The following is a 20,786-nucleotide window of genomic DNA, read 5'->3' on the forward strand; positions in this document are numbered from 1 at the left end:
GCAAACACCCGGCCATTGCCCGGACCCTGGACCGTCACGAGCTGTCATCGTCGGGCACAGTGGGACGTGCCCCATCCCCGAGCAGCAAGGAGCCACCGTGAGTATGTTCGACAAGGCCAAGGACATGGCCGACGAGCACGCAGACAAGGTCGAGGACCTCAGCGATCAGGGCCTGGACCGAGCCGGCACCCTCGCCGAAGGCAAGGGCGTCGACGCTGACAAGGTCGGCCAGGGCAAGGACTTCGTGGACGACCGGGTCGGCGAGCCCGGCAACGACCAGGCCTGAGCCTGAGCCGACGAAGGGCCCCGACCACCCGCGTGGTCGGGGCCCTCTCGCACCCAGCCCTGGCAACGGTTCCCGAGCACGGCGACGGATCCCTTGCTCCGGACCCCCTTTACGGGTGACCCGTCACAGGAGAGGTGGGTATGCCGGTCAGGTGCCGCAGGCGGTAGCGCTTGCCGGCGCGGTGGCCGGCTTGCCGACCGAGGGCATGCCGAGGCTGACGCGAGGCTTGCCCGGGACCGGGGCGTCCTGGAGGGCGGCCCAGGCATCGCCACCTCGGGTGCGGCGCACGGCATACGTGCCGCCGTGGAGCGCACCGTCAGCCACGAGGTGGTGCGGAGCACCGTAGGTGACGTCGACGCTCACCACGTCGCCCGGGCGGGGCAGCTCGCCTCCGTCCGGCACGGAGAAGTGGACGAGGCGGTTGTCACGGGCACGACCGCTCAGGCGCGCCGTCACGCTGTCCTTGCGGCCCTCGGAGGGCGCGACGAGGACCTCGACGGTGCGACCCTCCACCGCGCGGTTCTCGGCCCACGACATCTCGTCCTGGAGGGCGACGAGGCGCTCGAAACGCTCCTGGACGACGGCCTTGGGGATCTGGTCGGGCATTGTCGCGGCCGGTGTCCCCGGGCGGATCGAGTACTGGAAGGTGAAGGCGCTCGAGAACCTCGACTGCTCGACGACCCGCAGGGTCTGCGCAAAGTCCTCCTCGGTCTCGCCGGGGAAGCCCACGATGATGTCGGTCGTGATGGCCGCGTCGGGGATCTGGTCACGGACCCGGTCGATGATGCCGAGGAACTTGGCGCTGCGGTAGGAGCGCCGCATGTCCTTGAGCACCTTGTCGGAGCCGGACTGCAGCGGCATGTGCAGGCTGGGCATGACGTTGGGGGTCTGCGCCATCGCCGTGATGACGTCGTCCGTGAAGGCCGCGGGGTGGGGGCTGGTGAAGCGCACCCGCTCGAGGCCCTCGATCTCACCGCAGGCACGCAGCAGCTTGCCGAACGCGAGACGGTCCCCGAACTCGACGCCGTAGGTGTTGACGTTCTGCCCGAGCAGGGTCACCTCGACGACGCCCTGGTCGACGAGCGCCTGGACCTCGGCGAGGATCTCGCCCGGACGGCGGTCGGCCTCCTTGCCGCGCAGGCTCGGGACGATGCAGAACGTGCAGGTGTTGTTGCACCCGACGGAGATCGAGACCCATGCGGCGTACGCGGAGTCCCGCCGGGTGGGCAGGGTGGACGGGAAGGTCTCGAGCGACTCGAGGATCTCGACCTCGGCACGCTTGTTGTGCCGCGCCCGGTCGAGCAGTGCCGGGAGGCTGCCGATGTTGTGGGTGCCGAAGACGACGTCGACCCAAGGCGCCCTCGTCACGATCGTGGCGCGGTCCTTCTGAGCCATGCAGCCACCCACGGCGATCTGCATGTCCGGGTTGGCGTTCTTGGCCTGCCGGAGCTGGCCGAGGTTGCCGTAGAGCTTGTTGTCGGCGTTCTCCCGCACGGCGCAGGTGTTGAACACGACGACGTCGGCGGCGTCGGGGCGGTCGTTCGGGGCGACGCTGGCCACGTCGACATAGCCCGCCGTCTCGAGCAGGCCGGCCAGGCGCTCGGAGTCGTGGACGTTCATCTGGCACCCGTGCGTGCGCACGTCGTAGGTCTTCAGCTTCGTCATGGCGCTCCAAGCGTACGTGCGAGCCTCCGCCTCGCCGAACCTCGGTGGACCACGTCGATCCTCAGTCGGCCACGCCCCACAGGGCTGCGACGTGCCGCACGTCGGTTCCGCAGCACCCGCCGACGATCTCGAGGTTGGGCAGTCGCGCCGTCAGGCGTTGATGTTGGCTCACGAGGTCGTGCAGGTCCCCCTCGTCCAGCTGCTCCGCCGAGTCGAGCTCTGCGTGCGACTGCCGGGAGGCGTTGACGCGCAGCCCCGTGACGCGCCGGGCCCAGCTCCCGTTGCTGCGCAGGGCCTTCGCGATGTGGCTGGGGTGGGCGCAGTTGAGAAGGAGGCCGTCGGGGGCCGACTTCTGCCAGAGCGACTCCACGGCCATCGCGAGCGGTGTCCCGTCCGGCAGGCGCCCGTCGGTCTCGAGTGTGAAGGAGATGCTCACCCGCAGACCGTTGGCCCGAGCGGCCTGCACCACACCGACTGCCTCGGCAACCGTGGTCAGCGTGTAGGCCGTGACCCACGAGGCTCCGCTCTCGCACAGGGCTGCCGCCTGGGCGGAGTGGTAGTCGGCAAACTCCTCGGCCGTCGTGTGTCCCTGCGCCACATAGCCGTCGCCCCGGGGGCCGATCACACCGCGCACCTGGAACGGTCCGTCCCGGGACGGGGTTCCGGTGGCGCTGTCGGGAACGGTGGGGAGCCTGCCTGAGGCGACCAGCTTCTCGCCCAGCCCGGCGAGGAACACCACGCTCTCGAGGTTGATCCGCCGGACGTCGCTCGGGGACCCGCCCAGCGCCACGACCCAGTCCGGGTTGGCCCGCCACGTGGGGGTCTCGAGCAGGAGCCCGGCGCCGGCCCGTCTGGCGACCTCGGCGTAGCCGGCGTAGTAGTCGCTCAACAGGGCACGCCCCTGCGTCGTGCCGACGAGCGGAAAGGCCGCGAACCCCGGAAGGTCCACCCCGTGGTGGTGGATGAGGTCGGTCTCGAGCCCACCGTCGGTCACCCACTGCGGGTGGGGCGGCTTCCGGGCTCGACCCTTCGGAGCCTGCGCTTCACCCATGACCCACCACCCTGCGTCGGACCGGACGTCAACCGTCGCGCACCGCCCGGCACCGCACCAGTGCCCAGCAGGGCCAGTCCGGCTGGTTCCCCCGTGACGGAACGGGCCGGGGCGAGTGACCCATCTGGGCATGACGTCCATCGAGTGACGTGGCTCACCTTGCGCTTAGTTGACAAGACAACCAATTGAGGGCATTATAGATATTGAAAGTTCAACGACTCCGACCCGAAGGATCTCCATCATGGGACTGTTCAACCGCTCCGAGAAGACCACCAAGACCGTCGAGGTCGCCACTGAGCCCACCTCGACCTTCGTCTCCGACATCTCCGGCGACTACGCCATCGACCCGACCCACACACGTCTCGGCTTCTCCGCCCGCCACGCCATGGTCACCAAGGTCCGCGGCCAGTTCGACGAGTTCGAGGGCACCGCCCACGTCGACACCGTCACCCCGGCCAACTCGACCGTCAACGTCACCATTCAGGCTGCCTCCGTCACCACGGGCAACGAGCAGCGGGACGGCCACCTCAAGACCCCCGACTTCTTCGACGTGGAGAACTACCCGACCATCACCTTCATCTCCACCAAGGTCGAGCGCGACGGCAGCGAGTGGGGCGTCACCGGCGACCTCACGATCAACGGTGTCACCAAGCCCGTCACCATCGAGTTCGAGGAGACCGGCTCCGCGAAGGACCTCTACGGCAACACGCGCATCGGCTTCGAGGGTGACACCACCATCGACCGCACCGAGTGGAACCTCAGCTTCAACGCGGCCCTCGAGACCGGTGGCGTCCTCGTGAGCGAGAAGGTCAAGCTCGAGTTCGACATCTCGGCCATCGCCCAGGTCCCCGTACAGGCCTGATCGAGCGCAGTTTCACGAGAGGGCGAGGACCACTGGTCCTCGCCCTCTCCCGTCGGGGCATGACGTCGTGACGGCCGGAGGAGCTCAGTGGCTCAGTACCCGTGCGACACGCCTTGGGTGCCCGACCGAAGGTCACCGAGCACCGGTGGGAGCGCCACGGCGAACAGCGCCACAGCGGCGAGGACGAGGACGTGGAATCCCGCCGTCCGGTAGCCGAAAGCACCCAGCACTCCCCCGATGAAGAACAGGGCCACCAGCCCCGCAAGCATCCCGAGCTTGCCCATGCCCGGACGCACAGGCGGCACACCCGGCAGGCGGCTGCGATAGGTGAGCGTGCCCAGCTCGATGCCGATGTCCATCACCATGCCGGTCACGTGGGTGGTGCGGATCTGGGCGCCAGAGACCTTGGTGATCGTCGCGTTCTGCAGGCCCATCGTGAAGCAGAGGACCACGACGAACGTGTTCGCGATGTGCCCAGGTGGGCTGGTCGGCCAGCCCCCCCCGCAGGCCAGGACGAGAATGGCTTCGAGCAGCAGCACGTTGGCGAACCTGCTGCGCAGACCGCGGCGCCGACCCCCAGGTAAAGACCACGGCACACGTCAAGGCTCCGGCGAGAAACGAGGCGAGCGCCTCGACACCGATTCCGCGCCGCGCCGACGCTCATCCGCCCCTCTCGGCGCAGGGGGCTCGCGGACGTCACGAGGAGGACGCTACGCGGCGTCCGACGGGCACGAGCACCGGCTGGACGCAGAGACCCAACGGACACTCGATCCGCCGAGTGCCGCCCCCTTCGCCGGAGTTCCGGCCGCGTCGTCAGTCACGCTGGTGCTCGTCGGCCGCGGCGAGAGCCTCCCGGATCACGCGCATGGACACGTCGGAGGGGTAGCCCTTGCGGGCGAGCATCCCGGCGAGGCGACGGGTCTGGACGAGGGGCTCGAGACCATGGAGCCGCCGCAGCCGCTTCTCGACGAGCTCGCGCGCTCGCTCCTCCTCCCCCGCCGGATCGACCCCGTCGAGCACTGCCTCGGCCGTCTCGTCGTCGATGCCCTTCTGACGCAGCTGCTGCGCCAGGGCCCGGCGGGCCAGGCCGCGGCCGGCCTGCTGCGAGCGGACGAACATCCCCGCATAGGCCTCGTCGTCGACGAGGCCGACCTGCTCCATCCGGTCGAGCACCGCCGCGGCCACCACGGGGTCGCAGTCACGCTTGGCCAGCGCCTGTGCGAGCTGGGCGCGAGACTTCGGCGCGTTGGTGAGCTGTCGCAGCACGATCTGGCGGGCGACGTCGTGAGCGTCCGGCTCAACGCCCTCGACGGCGGTGTCCGGTGGCGGCGGCGTCGACCCGCCGCGAGCGGAACGTCCCGAACGCCCTGCGCGCCCGGAACGCCCGGAACGCCCGGAGCGTCCTGACCGCTCGGAGCGCTCGGAGCGGCGCTCCGACGCACCGACCCCCGTCGCCGCGGCCAGGCGCTCGGCCGCGGCGAGGAGCTCTGCAGGGTCACCGGACCCGGACGTGGCCGGACGCACCTGCGCCCACGAGGGTGGAGGTGCGTCCGGGTCAGCGAATCCCACTGTGGCAGAACCGATCTGGGGTGCTCAGGTGCGCGGTCGACTCAGAAGTCGACCGGGACCTCGGGGACCACCTCGAGAGGGGTGTCGGCCTGTGGACCGATGCCCAGCTTGCTCTTGATCTTCTTCTCGAGCTCGTCGGAGAGGTCAGGGTTGTCCTTGAGGAAGCCGCGCGCGTTCTCCTTGCCCTGACCGAGCTGGTCACCCTCGTAGGTGTACCAGGCGCCGGCCTTGCGGACGAAGCCGTGCTCCACGCCCATGTCGATGAGGCCGCCCTCGCGCGAGATGCCCTGCCCGTAGAGGATGTCGAACTCCGCCTGCTTGAACGGCGGGGCCACCTTGTTCTTGACGACCTTGATGCGGGTGCGGTTGCCGACCGGCTCGGTGCCGTCCTTGAGGGTCTCGATGCGACGCACGTCGAGACGGACCGAGGCGTAGAACTTGAGCGCCTTGCCACCGGTCGTCGTCTCGGGCGAGCCGAACATGACGCCGATCTTCTCGCGGAGCTGGTTGATGAAGATCGCCGTCGTGCCCGTGTTGCTCAGGGCACCGGTGATCTTGCGCAGCGCCTGGCTCATGAGCCGGGCCTGGAGACCGACGTGGCTGTCACCCATCTCGCCCTCGATCTCGGCGCGCGGCACGAGGGCGGCCACGGAGTCGATGACGATGATGTCGAGGGCACCGGAGCGGATGAGCATGTCGGCGATCTCGAGCGCCTGCTCCCCGGTGTCGGGCTGGGACACGAGCAGGTTGTCGGTGTCGACGCCGAGCTTCGCGGCGTACTCGGGGTCGAGGGCGTGCTCGGCGTCGATGAACGCCGCGATGCCGCCGGCGCGCTGCGCGCTGGCCACCGCGTGCAGGGCGACCGTGGTCTTGCCCGAGCTCTCGGGACCGTAGATCTCGACGACCCGACCGCGGGGCAGCCCGCCGATGCCGAGCGCGACGTCCAGGGCGATCGACCCGGTTGGGATGACCTCGATCGGGGCGCGAACGTCGTCGCCGAGGCGCATGATCGCGCCCTTGCCGTGCTGCTTCTCGATCTGTCCGAGGACCATGCCCAGCGACTTGTCGCGGTCGTTCCCGTTCCTGACGGCTGTTGCAGCCATGTCCGCACCTGCTCTTCCTGTGTCGTTCGATGTGCGCGTCCGCCGGCGACCCATGCTCGCGGTCGGTCTCGTGGCGATCTCGGGTCAGACGCTAGGCCGTCGCACCGACAGCCGTCCGCTGCTGCCGTGGAGCTGTGGACAAGTGCTACGGGTTCGGCGACCTGTGGACAACAGTAGACGAACAGGTGTTCGACGGTGGCGCGTGGCGCTGCGACACGCCGCACCTTTTAGGCAGGTCCCGCCTCTCGCCTCATGGGGACGTGAGGAATCCCGTCCTCGTCGGCGTACTCGGCACCGGTCCCCACGAAGCCGAAGCCGGCATACCAGTCCTTGAGGTGGGACTGCGCGTCGAGGACGACCGGCCGGTCGGAGCACAGCGCCAGCACCTCGCGCACCATCGCGGCGGCCACACCACGGCCCCGGTGCGGCGCTGCGGTGACCACCCGGCCCACCCGCCACACGTCCTCGTCGTCGAGGACACGCAGGGTGCCCACCGGCACACCGGGGTCCTCCCCGGAACCCACGGCGCCCGGGTCGGTGGCCTTCTCGGCGCACCAGACGTGCACCGTCCCGGGCTCGAGGTCGCGGCCGTCGAGGTCGAGGTAGGCCGCCTTCTGCTCGACGACGAACACCTCCGAGCGCAGCGCCCAGATGCGGTAGGCCACCACGGGGTCGAGCTCGGCGAAGGACTGGCGACGGATGACCAGGGGCGACGGGTCCACGCCACCAGCGTAGGCAACTGGCAGACTCCTGCGCCGTGACGATTCTTGCGGCAGCGGACGGCTCGGCCCTCGGCAACCCCGGACCGGCGGGATGGGCGTGGTATGCCGACGACGAGCACTGGGCTGCAGGCGGCTGGCCGCACGGCACCAACAACCAGGGTGAGCTCACCGCAGTCCTCGACCTGCTCGAGCAGACCGCCGACGTCGACGACGACGTCGTCATCTACTGCGACAGCACCTATGTCATCAAGTCGGTCACCCAGTGGATGCCCGGCTGGAAGCGCAAGGGGTGGAAGAAGGGTGACGGCAAGCCCGTCATGAACGTCGAGATCATGAAGGCGCTCGATCGCGCCATGGCGGGGCGACGGGTTCGCTTCGAATGGGTCAAGGGGCACTCCGGGCACGAGCTCAACGAGGCGGCGGACCGGCTCGCCAACGGTGCCGCGACGGCATACCAGAAGGGCTCTGCCCCCGACCCCGGTCCCGGGTGGGCCGGACGCGAGACGACCCCACCGGCGCGCGTCGCGCCCACCGTCACGACGCCGAACCCACCCGCGCCCGACCTCTTCTCGGAGCTGGCCACAGAGGTCGACGGCGCCCCCGTCCTCACCGACGAGGAGCAGGTCATCGCCCTCGAGCGCGCGCTCCTGGAGGACGAGACCCGCTCGGACCCGGCCGCCGTCGCCGCGCTCCTGCATCCCCAGTGGTCCGAGATCGGTCGCTCGGGCCGCCTGTGGACGCGCGAGGAGATCCTCGACGAGATCGGCCCGCTCGGTGAGGAGGTGGGTCTCGACGTCATCACCTGTATGCCGGCCGGTCCCGACACCATGCTCCTCACCTGGCGCGCGGTGCGCGACACGGAGTCGACCCTGCGGTCGTCGCTGTGGGTCCGCCGGGCCGGGCACTGGCAGCAGCTGTTCCACCAGGGCACCCCCGAGGCCTGAGCCGAGACGCCGCCGCATCTGGGCCCGGGGACAGGCGGTCAGAGGCGGGACTGGAGCAGCTCGACGATCCGGCTCGCCGGCGCCGAGCGGGCGCTCGCGTGCCCGGTGCCGGCCCAGAGGTGGACGAGGTCGGGCTGCCCGGTCGCCTTGCCGTGGGAACGCAGCGGTGCCGTGAGGTGGTGCACCTGGGGATAGCCGGCCGGTGCCACGTCCGTGAACAGCTCGGTCCACGAGGTGACGAGGGCGCGGGCGCTACGCCCGGAGAAGGCCCGGGTCACGACGGTGTCGGTGCGGCGGGTCAGCTCGTGACGGTGCACCTCCGCGGTCCCTGACTCCTCGGCGCGCAGGAAGGCCGTGCCGCACGCCACGGCATGGGCACCGTCCGCGAGCAAGCCGGCCACGTCCACCGGGTCCGCCACTCCCCCGGCGGCGACGACGGGCAGGGACGTGAGGGCCCTGATGCTCTGGAGCAGGGTGCGCGTGGGGAGCTGGGGGTGCCCCGAGTCGACCGGCCCCCCGCGGTGCCCACCGGCCTCCCAGCCCTGGGCCACGATGCCGTCGACGCCGAGCTCGTCGGCCCACGCGGTCTCGCTGGCGTCGTTGAGCGTGACCCACACCTCGATCCCGGCTGCACGCAGGCGGTCGACGACATCCGCCGGCGGCCACGCGAACGAGAACGAGACGAGGGCTGGGCGCTCGGCCAGCACGACCTCGACCTTGGCGTCGAAGGAGTCGTCGTCGTGGACGGGGTCACCCAGCGCGATCCCGGCCTTGTCCGCGAGCGGCTGGAGGCGGGTGGCGTACTCGAGCACGCGGGCTGCGCTCCCGGGCTCGTAGGCATTGGGCGCGAAGAGGTTGACCCCGAACGCCTCACCCCCGGCGAGCGAGCGAAGCCGCACGATGTCGTCACGCAGCCGGTCGGGCGACAGGTAGGCCCCGGCGAGGAAGGCGAAGCCTCCGGCCTGCATGACCCCAGCGGCCAGCTCCACCGTGCTCGGCCCCCCCGCCATCGGCGCGAGGACGAGTCGTCGATCGAGCAGCGTCACGCTCAGCCGCGCCTGGGAGGCTCGACGCGGCCCAGTCGACGCTCCGGGGGGACGTCCATGTCGTCACAGAGCGCGAGCCAGACGAGCCGTGGGTGCATGCCCTCCTCGAGGGCCTGGCTGACACTGCGCCCGCCGAGGACTCCGAGGACGTGGTCGCGCGCCAGGGTGGGTGCGTAGTTCTCGCCGAACTCGTCGTTCATCAGCGTCCAGAAGTGGCTGATCCGCATGCGCTCGAGTCTGTCACACCGCCGCCGCTCGCCTCTCCGATCGACCGCCCGGCGCCACGTGCTGCGACTGCAGAGATTCCTTTGTAGGGTCAACGACATGTCAGTGCCTCCCGAACCCGACCCCCGTCGGGAAGTCGTCCTCGACGCGACGACCCTCAAGGCGCTGACCCACCCGCTGCGCCCCCGCATCCTCAGCGCGCTGCGTCTCCACGGGCCGGCCACGGCCTCTCGCCTGGCCGCTCACCTGGGCGTCAACACCGGTGCGACGAGCTATCACGTCCGCCAGCTCGCCGAGGCCGGTTTCGTCGTCGAGGCGGTCGAGCTGGGCAACGCCCGCGACCGCTGGTGGCGCGCCGCCCACGCGCGCACCTCCTTCGACACGCACGACGCCGACCAGGAGACCGCCGCGGCCTACCTCTCGGCCGTCGCCGCCGGCTATGCCGAGAATGCCCAACGGGCCATCGCCGAGATCGCGACCCTCCCGCCGGAGTGGGAGGACGCCGGGATGTTCAGCAACTACACCCTGCGCCTGACTCCCGACGAGACGGCCTCACTCATGAATGACCTCGTCGCGGTGATCCGCAGCTACCGGCCGCACCAGGGGACCACGGACGCCCCCGCGCAGGCGCGCGCGGTGTCGGTGAACCTGGAAGTCTTCCGTGCCCCCGGGATGACCTCGGAGTGAACCCAGGAGCACGCCCGAGTCGGCGCAGCCTCGTCGGCATGCTCGTGGCGTCGAGCGTGTCGATCGTGGGCACCCGCATCTCGACCATCGCCCTGCCCTGGCTGGTCTACACCGAGACCGGCTCGGCGGGTCTGACCGGTCTCGTCCTCACGGCCGAGATGGCCCCCTACGTCCTCTCCAAGGCGCTGGGTGGCCCGCTCGTCGACCGTCGTGGCCCGCGCGCCATCAGCGTCTTCGGTGACCTCCTGAGCGGCGCCTTCCTCGTGCTCATCCCGATCCTGTATGCCGTGGGGCAGCTCTCGCTGCCGGACCGGATCCCCGTGCTGCTGGCGCTGGTCGCGCTGGCCGGAGCCTTCCGCGGACCCGGCGACGGAGCGCGCAACGCCATGATCCCCGCCGTCTCCGACGCGACGGGGGTGCCCATCGAGCGGATCACCGGCCTGGACAGCACCCTGGACCGGGCGAGCGCTCTGCTGGGGGCCGGCATCGGCGGTCTGCTCGTCGCCGTGCTCGGCGCGGCCCAGACGGTGGCCTTCACCGCCGGGACGGCCTTCGTCAGCGCGTTCGTGGTCACCGTGCTCATCCCCCGGATCTCCCCCATCGACGCCGAGGAGCCGGGGAGCTATCTCGCCCGCTTGCGTGCGGGTGGCGCGTTCCTGCGCAAGGACCGCCTGCTCCGGGCCATCCTGGGGATGATCGCCGTGACCAACCTCCTGGAGGCGGCCTACATCTCCGTGATGCTGCCCGTGTGGGTCCACAGCAACGGGCACGGTCCTGCGCTCATCGGCCTGCTGGGGATGCTCTTCGGCGGAGCGGCCGTGGCGTCGAGCCTGGCCGCGACCACGCTGGCCGGCCGCTTCAGCCGGCGCACCGCCTACCTCGTGGGCTTCACTCTGTGTGGGGCACCCCGATACCTCGCGCTGGCCCTGGGGGCCCCTCTCTGGGTCATCCTCGCCACCAACGTGGTGGCCGGCCTCGGAGCGGGCTTCATCAACCCGACGATCGGTGCCATCTTCTTCGAGCGCGTGCCGCGCCGCATCATCGGCCGGGTCGGCTCCCTGGCCGATGCCCTCGCCTGGGCCGGGCTCCCCGTCGGCGGTGTCGTCGGCGGCCTGGCCATCACGGTCCTGGGCATCTCACCGGCCCTGGCGCTGGCGGGCACCGCCTACCTCGTGTCGACGACCGTGCCGGGAGTGCGGCCCGAGTGGCGCCAGATGGACCGGGAGCGTGCGGCGAACGGCGCCACCCCTGACGAGGCCTGAGCAAGCCACGCGCAGCGGCGACGATGTCGGTGGCGGGTGAGAGGCTGGTCCCCTCATGACGGCTGACGTTCTCGAGCGGTTCTCCCCGGCCACGGCCACGTGGTTCCGGGACTCCTTCAGCGCGCCCACGGCGGCCCAGGCCGGCGCCTGGGAGGCGATCAGCTCGGGCCACCACGCACTCGTCGTCGCGCCCACCGGTTCGGGCAAGACGCTGTCGGCCTTCCTCTGGGCGCTCGACCGCCTCGGCACCGAGCCGGTGCCCGAGGAGAAGCTCCGGCGCTGTCGGGTCCTCTACATCTCCCCGATGAAGGCCCTGGCCGTCGACGTCGAGCGCAACCTGCGCAGCCCCCTCGTCGGCATCGGTCACGCCGCCACCCGCCTCGGTGTTCCCCAGCCGGACATCACCGTGTCCGTGCGCAGTGGCGACACCCCGGCGAGCGAGCGGCGCACCTTCGCGCGGGCTCCGAGCGACATCCTCATCACCACCCCGGAGTCCCTCTTCCTCCTGCTCACCTCGCAGGCCCGTGAGGCCCTGCGCGGCGTCGAGACCGTGATCCTCGACGAGGTGCACGCCGTGGCCGGGACCAAGCGCGGTGCGCACCTCGCCCTCTCCCTCGAGCGGCTCGACGCCCTGCTCGACACCCCCGCCCAGCGCATCGGCCTGTCGGCGACGGTCGAGCCGGTCGAGGAGGTCTCCCGCTACCTGGCCGGTGGCCGTCCCGTGGACGTGGTGCGTCCGCCGTCGACCAAGGAGTGGGACCTCGACGTCGTCGTCCCCATCGCCGACATGTCCGCCCTCGGCGAGGTCGTCGAGGACGACCTCAGCGGACCCGCATCGGGGGCCGAGCGCCGGGCCTCGATCTGGCCGCACGTCGAGGAGCGCATCGTCGACCTCGTGGCGGCCCACCGGTCCACCCTCGTCTTCGCCAACTCCAGACGCCTCGCCGAGCGGCTCACCGCTCGCCTCAACGAGATCTGGGAGGAGCGGCTCGAGGCAGCCGCCTCGGAGGGTGAGGAGCCCACCCCTGTGGGCGCGGGTCCCACGCTCAGCGTGGGCCGGCATACGGCAGCGCTCCGCACGCCCGCTCAGGTGATGGCGCAGTCGGGCACCTCCGGTGGCGCCGCCCCCGTCCTCGCCCGGGCCCACCACGGGTCGGTGAGCAAGGAGCACCGCCAGCTCATCGAGGAGGACCTCAAGGCGGGGCGCCTGCCCGCCGTCGTCGCGACGTCGAGCCTCGAGCTGGGCATCGACATGGGTGCCATCGACCTCGTCATCCAGGTCGAGTCGCCACCGTCGGTCGCGAGCGGCTTGCAGCGGGTGGGGCGGGCCGGCCACCAGGTGGGAGCGGTGTCGCGGGGCGTGCTGTTCCCCAAGTTCCGCGGCGACCTCGTGCAGACGGCCGTCGTGGTCGAGCGCATGCGGGCGGGCGCCATCGAGTCCCTGCGCGTCCCCGCCAACCCGGTCGACGTCCTCGCCCAGCAGATCGTGGCCATGACCGCGCTCGACGAGTGGGCCGTCGAGGACCTCGAGCAGGTCGTGCGCCGAGCGGCTCCCTTTGCCTCCTTGCCACGCTCGATCCTCGAGTCCGTCCTCGACATGCTGTCCGGGCGCTACCCCAGCGACGAGTTCGCCGAGCTGCGTCCGCGCATCGTGTGGGACCGCGTGACCGGAGTGCTCACGGGGCGCCCCGGTGCGCAGCGCCTCGCCGTCACCTCCGGTGGCACGATCCCCGACCGGGGGCTCTACGCCGTGTTCCTCGCCACGGGCGAGGGCACCGGACGTCGCGTCGGTGAGCTCGACGAGGAGATGGTCTACGAGTCGCGCGTGGGCGACATCTTCACCCTCGGCACGTCCACGTGGCGGATCGAGGACATCACCCACGACCGGGTGCTCGTGACGCCCGCGCCGGGCCAGCCCGGGCGCCTGCCGTTCTGGAAGGGCGACCAGCTGGGGCGGCCCGCCGAGCTCGGCAGGGCCGTGGGGGCCTTCGTGCGCGAGGTCGCCGGCTCCACCCCGGAGCAGGCCCGGTCGCGGGTCTCCGCGGCCGGCCTCGACTCGTGGGCCACCGACAACCTCGTCGCCTACCTCGACGAGCAGCGCGCGGCCACCGGGCACGTCCCGGACGACCGGACCATCGTCGTCGAGCGGTTCCGCGACGAGATCGGCGACTGGCGCGTGGCCGTGCACAGCCCCTTCGGGGGGCAGGTCCACGCCCCGTGGGCCTTGTGCGTCTCGGCGAGGATGCGCGAGCGCTTCGGCGTCGACGTCCAGGCCATGCACGGTGACGACGGCATCGTCTTCCGCCTGCCCGACCTCGAGTTCGAGGGTGAGGGCTCCTCGGGGCGCGGGGCCGCAGCCGAGCTGCTCGACCTCGTGCGGCTGGACCCCGACGACGTCCACGACCTCGTCACGGGCGAGATCGGTGGGTCCGCCCTCTTTGCCGCACGGTTTCGCGAGTGCGCGTCGCGGGCCCTGCTGCTCCCCCGCCGCCGACCGGACCAGCGCCAACCCCTGTGGCAGCAACGGCAGCGGGCGGCGCAGCTCCTCGAGGTCGCCAGCCAGTACGCCTCCTTCCCCATCGTCCTCGAGACGGTGCGCGAGTGCGTCCAGGACGTCTTCGACGTGCCGGGGCTCACGACGCTGATGTCGTCCATCGCCTCCCGTGAGGTCACCCTCGTCGACGTCGAGTCGGCACAACCCTCGCCGTTCGCACGGTCGCTGATGTTCGGCTATGTCGCGCAGTTCCTCTATGAGGGCGACTCACCTCTGGCCGAGAGGCGTGCAGCAGCCCTGTCGCTCGATCCCACTCTGCTCGCCGAGCTGCTCGGTCGTGGCGAGGGGCTCTCGCTGCGGGACCTGCTCGACCCCGAGGCGATCGCCCGGACCGAGTCCGAGCTGCAGCGCCTTGCTCCCGACCGACGCTGCCGCGACGCCGAGGACGTGGCCGACCTCCTGCGGACCCTCGGCCCCCTGTCCCTGCACGAGATCGGGCGCCGGACCCGTGACGAGGTGGCGGAGCGTGACATCGGCTCGTGGCTCGTCGACCTCGAGGGCGCGCGCCGCGTCATCCGCGTCCGGGTCGCCGGCGAGGAGCGGTGGGCGGCGATCGAGGACGCCTCTCGCCTGCGCGACGCCCTCGGCGCCTCCCTGCCGGTCGGGGTCGCCCAGACGTTCCTCGAGCCGGTCCCCGACCCGCTCGGTGACCTGGTGGCGCGCTACGCCCGCACGCACGGACCGTTCCAGGTCCACTCGCTGGCGCAGTGGTGGGGGGTCGGACCGGCCGTCGCCCTCGACGCACTGCGCCGTCTCGTCGCTGCCGGGAGGGTCGTCGAGGGCGAGCTGCTGCCCACCGAGAGCGGCGGCGGCCAGCACGGCCTCGACCACTGCGACGCCGAGGTCCTGCGGACGCTGCGCCGTCGCTCGCTCGCGGCCCTGCGCGCCGAGGTCGAGCCGGTCGCAGCGGTCGAGCTCGCCCGGTTCCTGCCGCAGTGGCAGTCGGTGGGCGGAGGCCTGCGAGGTCGCGAGGGTCTCATCCGGGCCATCGAGCAGCTCGCCGGTGCGGTCCTTCCCGCCAGCGCGCTGGAGTCGCTGGTCCTGCCCGCCCGCGTCGTCGGCTACTCCCCGGCCCTGCTCGACGAGCTGACGAGCGTCGGCGAGGTGGTGTGGCGCGGTCACGGCTCACTTCCCGGAGACGACGGCTGGGTCTCGCTCCACCTCGCCGAGACGGCCCACCTGACGATGGCCCCACCGGACGACGGAGAGGTCGGTGACCGGCAGCAGGCCGTGCTCGACGTCCTCACGGGCGGCGGCGCTTACTTCTTCCGGTCCCTCGCCGACCAGGTTGAGGGGTCCCACGACCTCGAGGTGGTCGAGGACCTGTGGTCACTGGTCTGGTCCGGTCATGTCTCGGGCGACACGTTCGCGCCGGTGCGTGCACTGCTGGCCGGTGGGCGCACCGCCCACAAGCGATCCGCTGCAGGGCCGCGCACCTCGCGGTATGCCGGCCGCGCCGGTTCCCTTGGAGCCCTCGGCGGCCGCCGCGCCGGGTCGCGCCCCCTCACGGCTGCCCGGTCGGCACCGGCGACCGCGACGGGTCGCTGGTCCCTCCTGCCCGAGGTCGAGACCGACACGACCGTGCGCACCCTGGCGACCGCCGAGATCCTGCAGGACCGCTATGGCGTCCTCACCCGCGGCAGTGTCGTTGCCGAGGACGTGCCCGGAGGTTTTGCCGCCGTCTACCGCGTGCTCGCCGCCGCCGAGGAGTCCGGTCGCGTGCGCCGCGGCTACTTCGTCGAGTCCCTCGGCGCGGCCCAGTTCGCGACCACGGGCGCCATCGACCGGCTCCGTGCACACGCCCGCCAGCTCGGCGCCTCCCCCGATGCCTCCGCCCAGCGAGCCCTCGTGCTTGCAGCCACCGACCCGGCCAACGCCTACGGCGCCGCCCTGCCGTGGCCCGACCGGCCCGTGGTGGAGGGGGCGGAGGAGGCCACGCCCGGGCGCCGTGGCCACCAGCCCGCTCGCAAGGCCGGAGCCCTGGTCATCCTGGTCGACGGCGACCTCGTGCTCTATGTCGAGCGGGGCGGCAAGACCCTGCTGTCATGGACCGATGACCCGACCCGCCTGCAGGCCTCGGCCGACGCCCTTGCCCTGGCGGTCCGCGAGGGCGCTCTGGGTCGTCTCACGGTCGAGAAGGCCGACGGAGGGGCGATCCTGGGCTCGGGCCATCCCCTCGTCGATGCACTGGCCCAGGCGGGTTTCCACGCGACGCCGCGCGGCCTGCGGCTGCGTCGCTGAGACCGTGGGAAGACGACGTGCCCGAGGGTGACACCGTCTGGCGCAGCGCCCAACGCCTGCACCGGGCCCTGGCCGGTGAGCCAGTCAGCCTGTGCGACCTGCGCTTCCCCTCAGTGGCGACCGTCGACGTCCGGGGGGCCACCACCACCGAGGTGGTCAGCGCCGGCAAGCACCTGCTGCACCGGCTCGACTCCGGCGTGACGATCCACTCGCACCTCAAGATGGAGGGGCAGTGGCGTCTGGAGCGTCCTGGCGACGCCGGCTCGTGGCTGAGGCGCGCGGATCTGCGGGCGGCCCTGGGCACGGACACCTGGGTGGCGCTCGGACTGCGGCTCGGCCTGCTCGAGGTGCTGGCCACCGACCGTGAGCACGACGTGGTCGGCCACCTCGGGCCCGACGTCCTCGGTCCCGGCTGGGACGCCGCGCAGGCGGCCCAGCGGGTCGCGAGCTCTCGCACCCCGATCGGCGAGGCCCTGCTCGACCAACGGGTGCTGGCGGGTGTGGGCACGATGTGGGCCGCCGAGTCGCTCTTCCTCGAGCGACTGGGTCCCTGGACAGCGCCGCACGAGCTCGACCCCGCGCGAATCGCCGCCCTCATCACCCGGATCCACACCCTCATGGACCAGGCCCGGCACCACGCCACCCAGTCCAGCACCGGCTCACGCCGCAGGGGCGAGGAGCTCTTCGTCCATGCGCGCTCGGGCCGTCCCTGCCGTCGGTGCGGTGACACGGTGAGGGTGGCGATGATCGGGGCGCCGGGACGCGAACGCACGATGTTCTATTGCCCGACCTGCCAGGGCGGGCTGGCCCCGAACGACGACGGGCGCCCGCAACGTCCCCTCGGGTCGTCGGGTGACCGGCGCAGACGGTGAGGATCTGCGCCGGTCGCGCCACCGGCGCAGACCCTGACGACCGGCGTCCGCATGGGACTAGCGGTCGTCAGCCTCCGCGCCGGTCGCGCCAGCGGCGCACAAATCCTCCTAGCCGCGCACCTGAGCGACCTTGACGAGGATCTCCTCCACGACCTCGGTCTTGGCGTCTGCATAGTCCTGCACGTATCGCCAGCGGCGTCGCGCCAGCTCACGCTTGACCGCGGCATAGCGCTCGCGGTCCACGGGGTGGGAGCGCAGCCAGTTCCGCAGTCCGAGCATGCGCCCGATCTCCTCGGCTGCGCGCCCGGGTGAGAGGACGTGCAGGTTGATGTCGTGTGGGCAGCCGCGCTCGACCCTCTGGTAGAGGACGCGGTGCTCGAGCCACCCGGCCTCGCGAACCTGCAGCCAGTAGCCGAGGGACTCCAACGCAGGCACGTAGGCGCCCTCGTCGGCGGAGTCGTCCACCTGCAGCAGGATGTCGAGAATCGGCTTGGCGGGCAGGCCCGGCACCGAGGTGGAACCGACGTGGTCCACAGCGAGAACCCTGTCGCGCAGCACCCACCTGATGGCCAGGGCATCAGCCGCGAACAGCTCGGCCCAGGCCGGGTCCGGGTCGTGGAGCACCACCGGCACCGACCAGGGCTCTGGCCGTTCTCCGACGACGGGGTCGGTCACGCGCAGGTGGTCAGGCCGCGGAGGCGGAGACCACGCCGGAGCGGTCAGCCACCGGCAGCGAGACCGGGGCGCTGAGTGACTCGACCCGGGCGACCCGCCGGCTCACGTCGTCGAGGACGACGGACATCGGGATGTCGAGGGAGTCGCAGATGGCGGCGAGGAGCTCGGAGGAGGCCTCCTTGACGCCGCGCTCGACCTCGCTGAGGTAGCCCAGGGAGACGGCGCCCGCGCCGGCCACGTCGCGCAGGGTGCGGCCCTGCTCCTGGCGGCGCTCTCGCAGCACCTCACCGAGCTCGTGTCGGAGCAGGATCATGATCGGGCCTCCCTTCGGCGTGGTTCCGCGTTCTTGGTGACCACGCTACATCGCCCGGCCCACATCACGTCGAAGTGTTCTGCACAGGGCCCTATTCCCCGCCCTCGACCGGGGCAGCGTGCGCATCCTCGCGCAGCAGCTCACCGAGGAGGTCGAGGACGGCGTCGACCGTGGCGGCGCGGACCTCGTCGCGGCCGCCCTCGAGAGCGAGGGCCCGGGTGCGGGGGCCGGACGGCCACGGCCCGCAGGCCGTCACGAAGACCGTGCCGGCCGGCATACCGTCGGAAGGACCAGGACCGGCAACCCCGGTCGTGGCCAGGCCGACATCGGCGCCCAGGAGGCGGCAGACACCCTCGGCCATCTGCGCGGCCACCCCCGCGTCGACCGCCCCCACCTCGGCCAGGAGGTCGGGGTCGACGCCGAGGAGGTCGGCCTTGACGTCACTGGCGTAGGAGACGACCCCACCGCGCACCGTGGCCGAGGAGCCGGGCACGGACGTCAGGACGGAGCACACCAGGCCGCCGGTGAGGGACTCGGCCGTGGCCACGGTCAGGCCGCGCTCGACGAGCGTGGCGATGACCTCAGCAGGCGCGGAGCCCGGGCGGTTCACGGCTGGTGCCGTTGCTCTCGGGCCGCGGCGCGCGCGGCCCGTTTGGCCAGCGCCCGGGGACTGGTCCGGCGCAGGCGCAGCGCGTCGATGGCGTAGTCGACCCCGGTGGCCACCGTGAGGACGAGCGCCGCCACGAGGGTCACCCACGCGATCACGTCGAGGAGGCCGGTGAGGGGCAGGGAGAAACGCGGGATGACGAAGAAGCCCAGCGCGAGCGCCTGGACCATCGTCTTGACCTTGCCCCCGCGACCTGCCGCCATGACTCCGTGACGGATGACCCAGAAGCGCATCGCGGTGATGCCCCACTCCCGCACGACGATGACGACGGTGATCCACCACGGGATGTCGCCGATGCTCGAGAGCCCGACGAGGGCCATGGTCACGAGCGTCTTGTCGGCGATGGGGTCGAGGACCTTGCCGAAGTCGGTGATCAGGCCGCGGCTGCGGGCGAGGTCGCCGTCGATGCGGTCGGTGAGCATCGCGATGAAGAAGACCCCGAAGGCCCACCAGCGGGCAGAGGCGTCCTGACCCCCGTTCGAGAGCAGCAGCCACCCGAAGACGGGGACGAGGAGGAGGCGCAGGACCGTCAGGCCGTTGGCGACGTTCCAGGCGCTCGGCGCCATCCGAGCGGCCGGCGAGGGCCGCTGCGTCATGCCGAGTCCGCCACGAGGTCGATGCCCTCGGTGCCCACCACGGTCGCGAGCACCGTCTCGCCGATGGCGGCGTCCACTCCGACCACGCGCGTCGTGCCGTCCACGTCAGGACCCTGGTGCTCGGCACGCCCGACGACGTCGCCGGTCTCCTCGTCGATCTCCTCGACGAGGACGCGCACGCTCTCACCGATACGGTCCTCGGCACGCTGAGCGGTCAGCTCCTCGATGAGGTCGGTGATGCGCTCGACCCGCTCGGCGATGGCCTGCGGCGCGACCTTCTCGGGGAGCAGCTCGCCCTCCGTGCCGTCCTCGTCGGAGTAGCCGAACACCCCGACGACGTCGAGGCGGGCGGCGATGAGGAACTCGGCGAGCTCGTCCACCTCGGCCTCGGTCTCACCCGGGAAGCCGACGATGACGTTGCTGCGGATCCCCGCCAGCGGTGAGCGGCGACGCACGTCCTCGATCAGTCCGAGGAACGACTCCGTGCCGCCGAAACGCCGCATGCGGCGCAGCAGGGGCGCGGACGCGTGCTGGAAGGACAGGTCGAACCAGGGCATGACCTCGGGGATGGCGACCATGGCGTCGAGCAGGCCGGGGCGCACCTCGGCCGGCTGCAGGTAGGAGACCCGGACGCGCTCGATGCCGTCGATGCCGGCCAGCTCGGGCAGGAGCGCGTCCATCAGCGCGAGGTCGCCGAGGTCCTTACCGTAGGACGTGGAGTTCTCGCTGACGAGGAACAGCTCACGCACGCCCTGGGTGGCGAGCCAGCGCGCTTCCTCGATGACGTCGGTTGGGCGACGGGACACGAAGGACCCACGGAACATCGGGATCGCGCAGAACGCACAGCGCCGGTCACACCCACTGGCGATCTTGAGCGGCGCCCACGGGCCGCTGTCGAGGCGGGCGCGGGGGGCCGCGTGGCCCGGCAGGGCGACTTCCGCGGAGGCGGACTGGCGCGTGGCCGGTGAGAGCGGAAGGAGCTTGCGCCGGTCGCTCGGCACATGGCTGGCGACGGTGCCACCGTCGAGGATGGTGCGCAGGTGCGTCGACATGTCGGCGTAGGAGTCGAAGCCCAGGACCGCGTCGGCCTCGGGCAGCTCGTCGGCGAGCGTCTGGCCGTAGCGCTCGGCCAGGCAACCGACGGCGACGACCTTCTGGGTGCGACCCGTCTCCTTGAGCGACGAGGCCTCGATGAGGCTGTCGATCGAGTCCTTCTTGGCCTGCTCGACGAACCCGCAGGTGTTGACCACCGCGACGTCGGCCTCGGCCGCGTCCTCGACCAGCGTCCAGCCCCCTGCCTTGAGCCGTCCGGCGAGCTCCTCGGAGTCGACGTCGTTGCGGGTGCAGCCCAGGGTGACGACGGCCACCGAACGGGTGGCGGTCTCAGGTGCAGGCATGCCCACACTCTAGTTGGGAGGGCGCTTCCCCTCTGACCGCACCGGCGTG

The 20,786-nt window shown here is 71.6% G+C and carries 20 protein-coding genes; 7 read left to right on the plus strand and 13 right to left on the minus strand.

Annotated features, from left to right (window positions below; genetic code table 11):
* Nucleotides 1-97: 97 nt before the first annotated feature.
* The gene (locus ASG74_RS00720; RefSeq protein WP_156465230.1) at nt 98-286 is read left to right on the plus strand and encodes an Rv0909 family putative TA system antitoxin; all 189 of its coding nucleotides are present in this window, start codon (nt 98-100) and stop codon (nt 284-286) included.
* 147 nt (nt 287-433) lie between these two features.
* Here the strand turns inward: ASG74_RS00720 and miaB are convergent, their stop codons facing one another.
* Both miaB and ASG74_RS00730 read right to left on the minus strand, forming a co-directional pair.
* Complete coding sequence (gene miaB, locus ASG74_RS00725) at nt 434-1,951, minus strand: tRNA (N6-isopentenyl adenosine(37)-C2)-methylthiotransferase MiaB (RefSeq protein ID WP_056137945.1); 1,518 nt, start codon at nt 1,949-1,951, stop codon at nt 434-436.
* Between the two features lie 61 nt (nt 1,952-2,012).
* Nucleotides 2,013-3,002 carry a homocysteine S-methyltransferase family protein gene (locus ASG74_RS00730; protein WP_056137947.1) on the minus strand — a complete coding sequence of 330 codons (990 nt, stop codon included), beginning with the start codon at nt 3,000-3,002 and terminating at the stop codon, nt 2,013-2,015.
* Between the two features lie 241 nt (nt 3,003-3,243).
* On the opposite strand from ASG74_RS00730, the gene ASG74_RS00735 reads away from it, so the two are divergent.
* Entirely contained in the window at nt 3,244-3,864 is a 621-nt protein-coding gene (locus tag ASG74_RS00735) for a YceI family protein (protein WP_056137949.1), read from the plus strand.
* Nucleotides 3,865-3,956: 92 nt separating this feature from the next.
* Here ASG74_RS00735 and ASG74_RS00740 read toward each other — a convergent pair whose 3' ends face one another.
* From ASG74_RS00740 to ASG74_RS00755, 4 genes are all read right to left on the minus strand, one after another.
* Entirely contained in the window at nt 3,957-4,403 is a 447-nt protein-coding gene (locus tag ASG74_RS00740; protein ID WP_056137951.1) for a YoaK family protein, read from the minus strand.
* 274 nt (nt 4,404-4,677) lie between these two features.
* Nucleotides 4,678-5,433, minus strand: a complete 756-nt coding sequence (locus ASG74_RS00745; protein ID WP_235498748.1) for a regulatory protein RecX — start codon at nt 5,431-5,433, stop codon at nt 4,678-4,680.
* Between the two features lie 41 nt (nt 5,434-5,474).
* The gene (recA, locus tag ASG74_RS00750) at nt 5,475-6,536 is read right to left on the minus strand and encodes a recombinase RecA (protein WP_056137953.1); all 1,062 of its coding nucleotides are present in this window, start codon (nt 6,534-6,536) and stop codon (nt 5,475-5,477) included.
* 227 nt (nt 6,537-6,763) lie between these two features.
* Entirely contained in the window at nt 6,764-7,258 is a 495-nt protein-coding gene (locus ASG74_RS00755; protein WP_056137955.1) for a GNAT family N-acetyltransferase, read from the minus strand.
* A 35-nt stretch (nt 7,259-7,293) separates the two neighbouring features.
* Between ASG74_RS00755 and ASG74_RS00760 the strand changes: the two genes are divergently transcribed.
* A complete protein-coding gene (locus tag ASG74_RS00760; RefSeq protein ID WP_056137960.1) occupies nt 7,294-8,202 on the plus strand; it encodes a ribonuclease HI family protein in 909 nt (302 codons plus the stop codon).
* 38 nt (nt 8,203-8,240) lie between these two features.
* Here the strand turns inward: ASG74_RS00760 and ASG74_RS00765 are convergent, their stop codons facing one another.
* Both ASG74_RS00765 and ASG74_RS00770 read right to left on the minus strand, forming a co-directional pair.
* On the minus strand, nt 8,241-9,248 hold the full coding sequence (locus ASG74_RS00765) for an NAD(P)H-dependent flavin oxidoreductase (RefSeq protein WP_056137962.1): 1,008 nt from the start codon (nt 9,246-9,248) through the stop codon (nt 8,241-8,243).
* A 2-nt stretch (nt 9,249-9,250) separates the two neighbouring features.
* The gene (locus ASG74_RS00770) at nt 9,251-9,475 is read right to left on the minus strand and encodes a DUF3046 domain-containing protein (protein ID WP_056137965.1); all 225 of its coding nucleotides are present in this window, start codon (nt 9,473-9,475) and stop codon (nt 9,251-9,253) included.
* Nucleotides 9,476-9,572: 97 nt separating this feature from the next.
* Here ASG74_RS00770 and ASG74_RS00775 point away from each other — a divergent pair, with 97 nt between their 5' ends.
* The 4 genes from ASG74_RS00775 to ASG74_RS00790 are packed head-to-tail and all read left to right on the plus strand — an operon-like array spanning nt 9,573 to nt 17,089.
* On the plus strand, nt 9,573-10,160 hold the full coding sequence (locus ASG74_RS00775; protein WP_056137967.1) for a winged helix-turn-helix domain-containing protein: 588 nt from the start codon (nt 9,573-9,575) through the stop codon (nt 10,158-10,160).
* 38 nt (nt 10,161-10,198) lie between these two features.
* Nucleotides 10,199-11,422 (plus strand): MFS transporter, encoded by a 1,224-nt coding sequence (locus tag ASG74_RS00780; protein WP_056137969.1) that lies wholly within the window; start codon nt 10,199-10,201, stop codon nt 11,420-11,422.
* A 55-nt stretch (nt 11,423-11,477) separates the two neighbouring features.
* Entirely contained in the window at nt 11,478-16,217 is a 4,740-nt protein-coding gene (locus tag ASG74_RS00785) for an ATP-dependent helicase (protein ID WP_056137971.1), read from the plus strand.
* 17 nt (nt 16,218-16,234) lie between these two features.
* On the plus strand, nt 16,235-17,089 hold the full coding sequence (locus tag ASG74_RS00790; RefSeq protein ID WP_056137974.1) for an Fpg/Nei family DNA glycosylase: 855 nt from the start codon (nt 16,235-16,237) through the stop codon (nt 17,087-17,089).
* A gap of 108 nt (nt 17,090-17,197) precedes the next feature.
* Here the strand turns inward: ASG74_RS00790 and ASG74_RS00795 are convergent, their stop codons facing one another.
* The 5 genes from ASG74_RS00795 to rimO all read right to left on the minus strand — a co-directional run bounded on the left by ASG74_RS00795 (nt 17,198) and on the right by rimO (nt 20,737).
* Nucleotides 17,198-17,764, minus strand: coding sequence for a GrpB family protein (locus ASG74_RS00795; protein ID WP_235498749.1), 567 nt, complete (start codon nt 17,762-17,764; stop codon nt 17,198-17,200).
* Between the two features lie 10 nt (nt 17,765-17,774).
* Complete coding sequence (locus ASG74_RS00800; protein ID WP_056137978.1) at nt 17,775-18,077, minus strand: helix-turn-helix domain-containing protein; 303 nt, start codon at nt 18,075-18,077, stop codon at nt 17,775-17,777.
* A gap of 91 nt (nt 18,078-18,168) precedes the next feature.
* A complete protein-coding gene (locus ASG74_RS00805; protein ID WP_056137981.1) occupies nt 18,169-18,687 on the minus strand; it encodes a CinA family protein in 519 nt (172 codons plus the stop codon).
* Nucleotides 18,684-19,340 (minus strand): CDP-diacylglycerol--glycerol-3-phosphate 3-phosphatidyltransferase, encoded by a 657-nt coding sequence (pgsA, locus tag ASG74_RS00810; protein ID WP_056137982.1) that lies wholly within the window; start codon nt 19,338-19,340, stop codon nt 18,684-18,686. Before pgsA ends, ASG74_RS00805 begins: the two co-directional genes overlap by 4 nt.
* Nucleotides 19,337-20,737 (minus strand): 30S ribosomal protein S12 methylthiotransferase RimO, encoded by a 1,401-nt coding sequence (gene rimO, locus ASG74_RS00815; RefSeq protein WP_056139505.1) that lies wholly within the window; start codon nt 20,735-20,737, stop codon nt 19,337-19,339. The genes pgsA and rimO overlap by 4 nt, the downstream gene beginning before the upstream one ends.
* Nucleotides 20,738-20,786 lie beyond the last annotated feature (49 nt).

The sequence above is a fragment of the Knoellia sp. Soil729 genome (assembly GCF_001427985.1).
Lineage (GTDB): Bacteria > Actinomycetota > Actinomycetes > Actinomycetales > Dermatophilaceae > Knoellia.

Excerpts from the sequence above, each read along its gene's own strand:
- pgsA (WP_056137982.1), bottom strand. The coding sequence starts at position 19,340 with ATGACGCAGCGGCCCTCGCCGGCCGCTCGGATGGCGCCGAGCGCCTGG.
- ASG74_RS00785 (WP_056137971.1), top strand. The coding sequence starts at position 11,478 with ATGACGGCTGACGTTCTCGAGCGGTTCTCCCCGGCCACGGCCACGTGG.
- miaB (WP_056137945.1), bottom strand. The coding sequence starts at position 1,951 with ATGACGAAGCTGAAGACCTACGACGTGCGCACGCACGGGTGCCAGATG.
- recA (WP_056137953.1), bottom strand. The coding sequence starts at position 6,536 with ATGGCTGCAACAGCCGTCAGGAACGGGAACGACCGCGACAAGTCGCTG.
- ASG74_RS00735 (WP_056137949.1), top strand. The coding sequence starts at position 3,244 with ATGGGACTGTTCAACCGCTCCGAGAAGACCACCAAGACCGTCGAGGTC.
- ASG74_RS00800 (WP_056137978.1), bottom strand. The coding sequence starts at position 18,077 with ATGATCCTGCTCCGACACGAGCTCGGTGAGGTGCTGCGAGAGCGCCGC.
- ASG74_RS00775 (WP_056137967.1), top strand. The coding sequence starts at position 9,573 with ATGTCAGTGCCTCCCGAACCCGACCCCCGTCGGGAAGTCGTCCTCGAC.
- rimO (WP_056139505.1), bottom strand. The coding sequence starts at position 20,737 with ATGCCTGCACCTGAGACCGCCACCCGTTCGGTGGCCGTCGTCACCCTG.
- ASG74_RS00770 (WP_056137965.1), bottom strand. The coding sequence starts at position 9,475 with ATGCGGATCAGCCACTTCTGGACGCTGATGAACGACGAGTTCGGCGAG.
- ASG74_RS00780 (WP_056137969.1), top strand. The coding sequence starts at position 10,199 with ATGCTCGTGGCGTCGAGCGTGTCGATCGTGGGCACCCGCATCTCGACC.
- ASG74_RS00730 (WP_056137947.1), bottom strand. The coding sequence starts at position 3,002 with ATGGGTGAAGCGCAGGCTCCGAAGGGTCGAGCCCGGAAGCCGCCCCAC.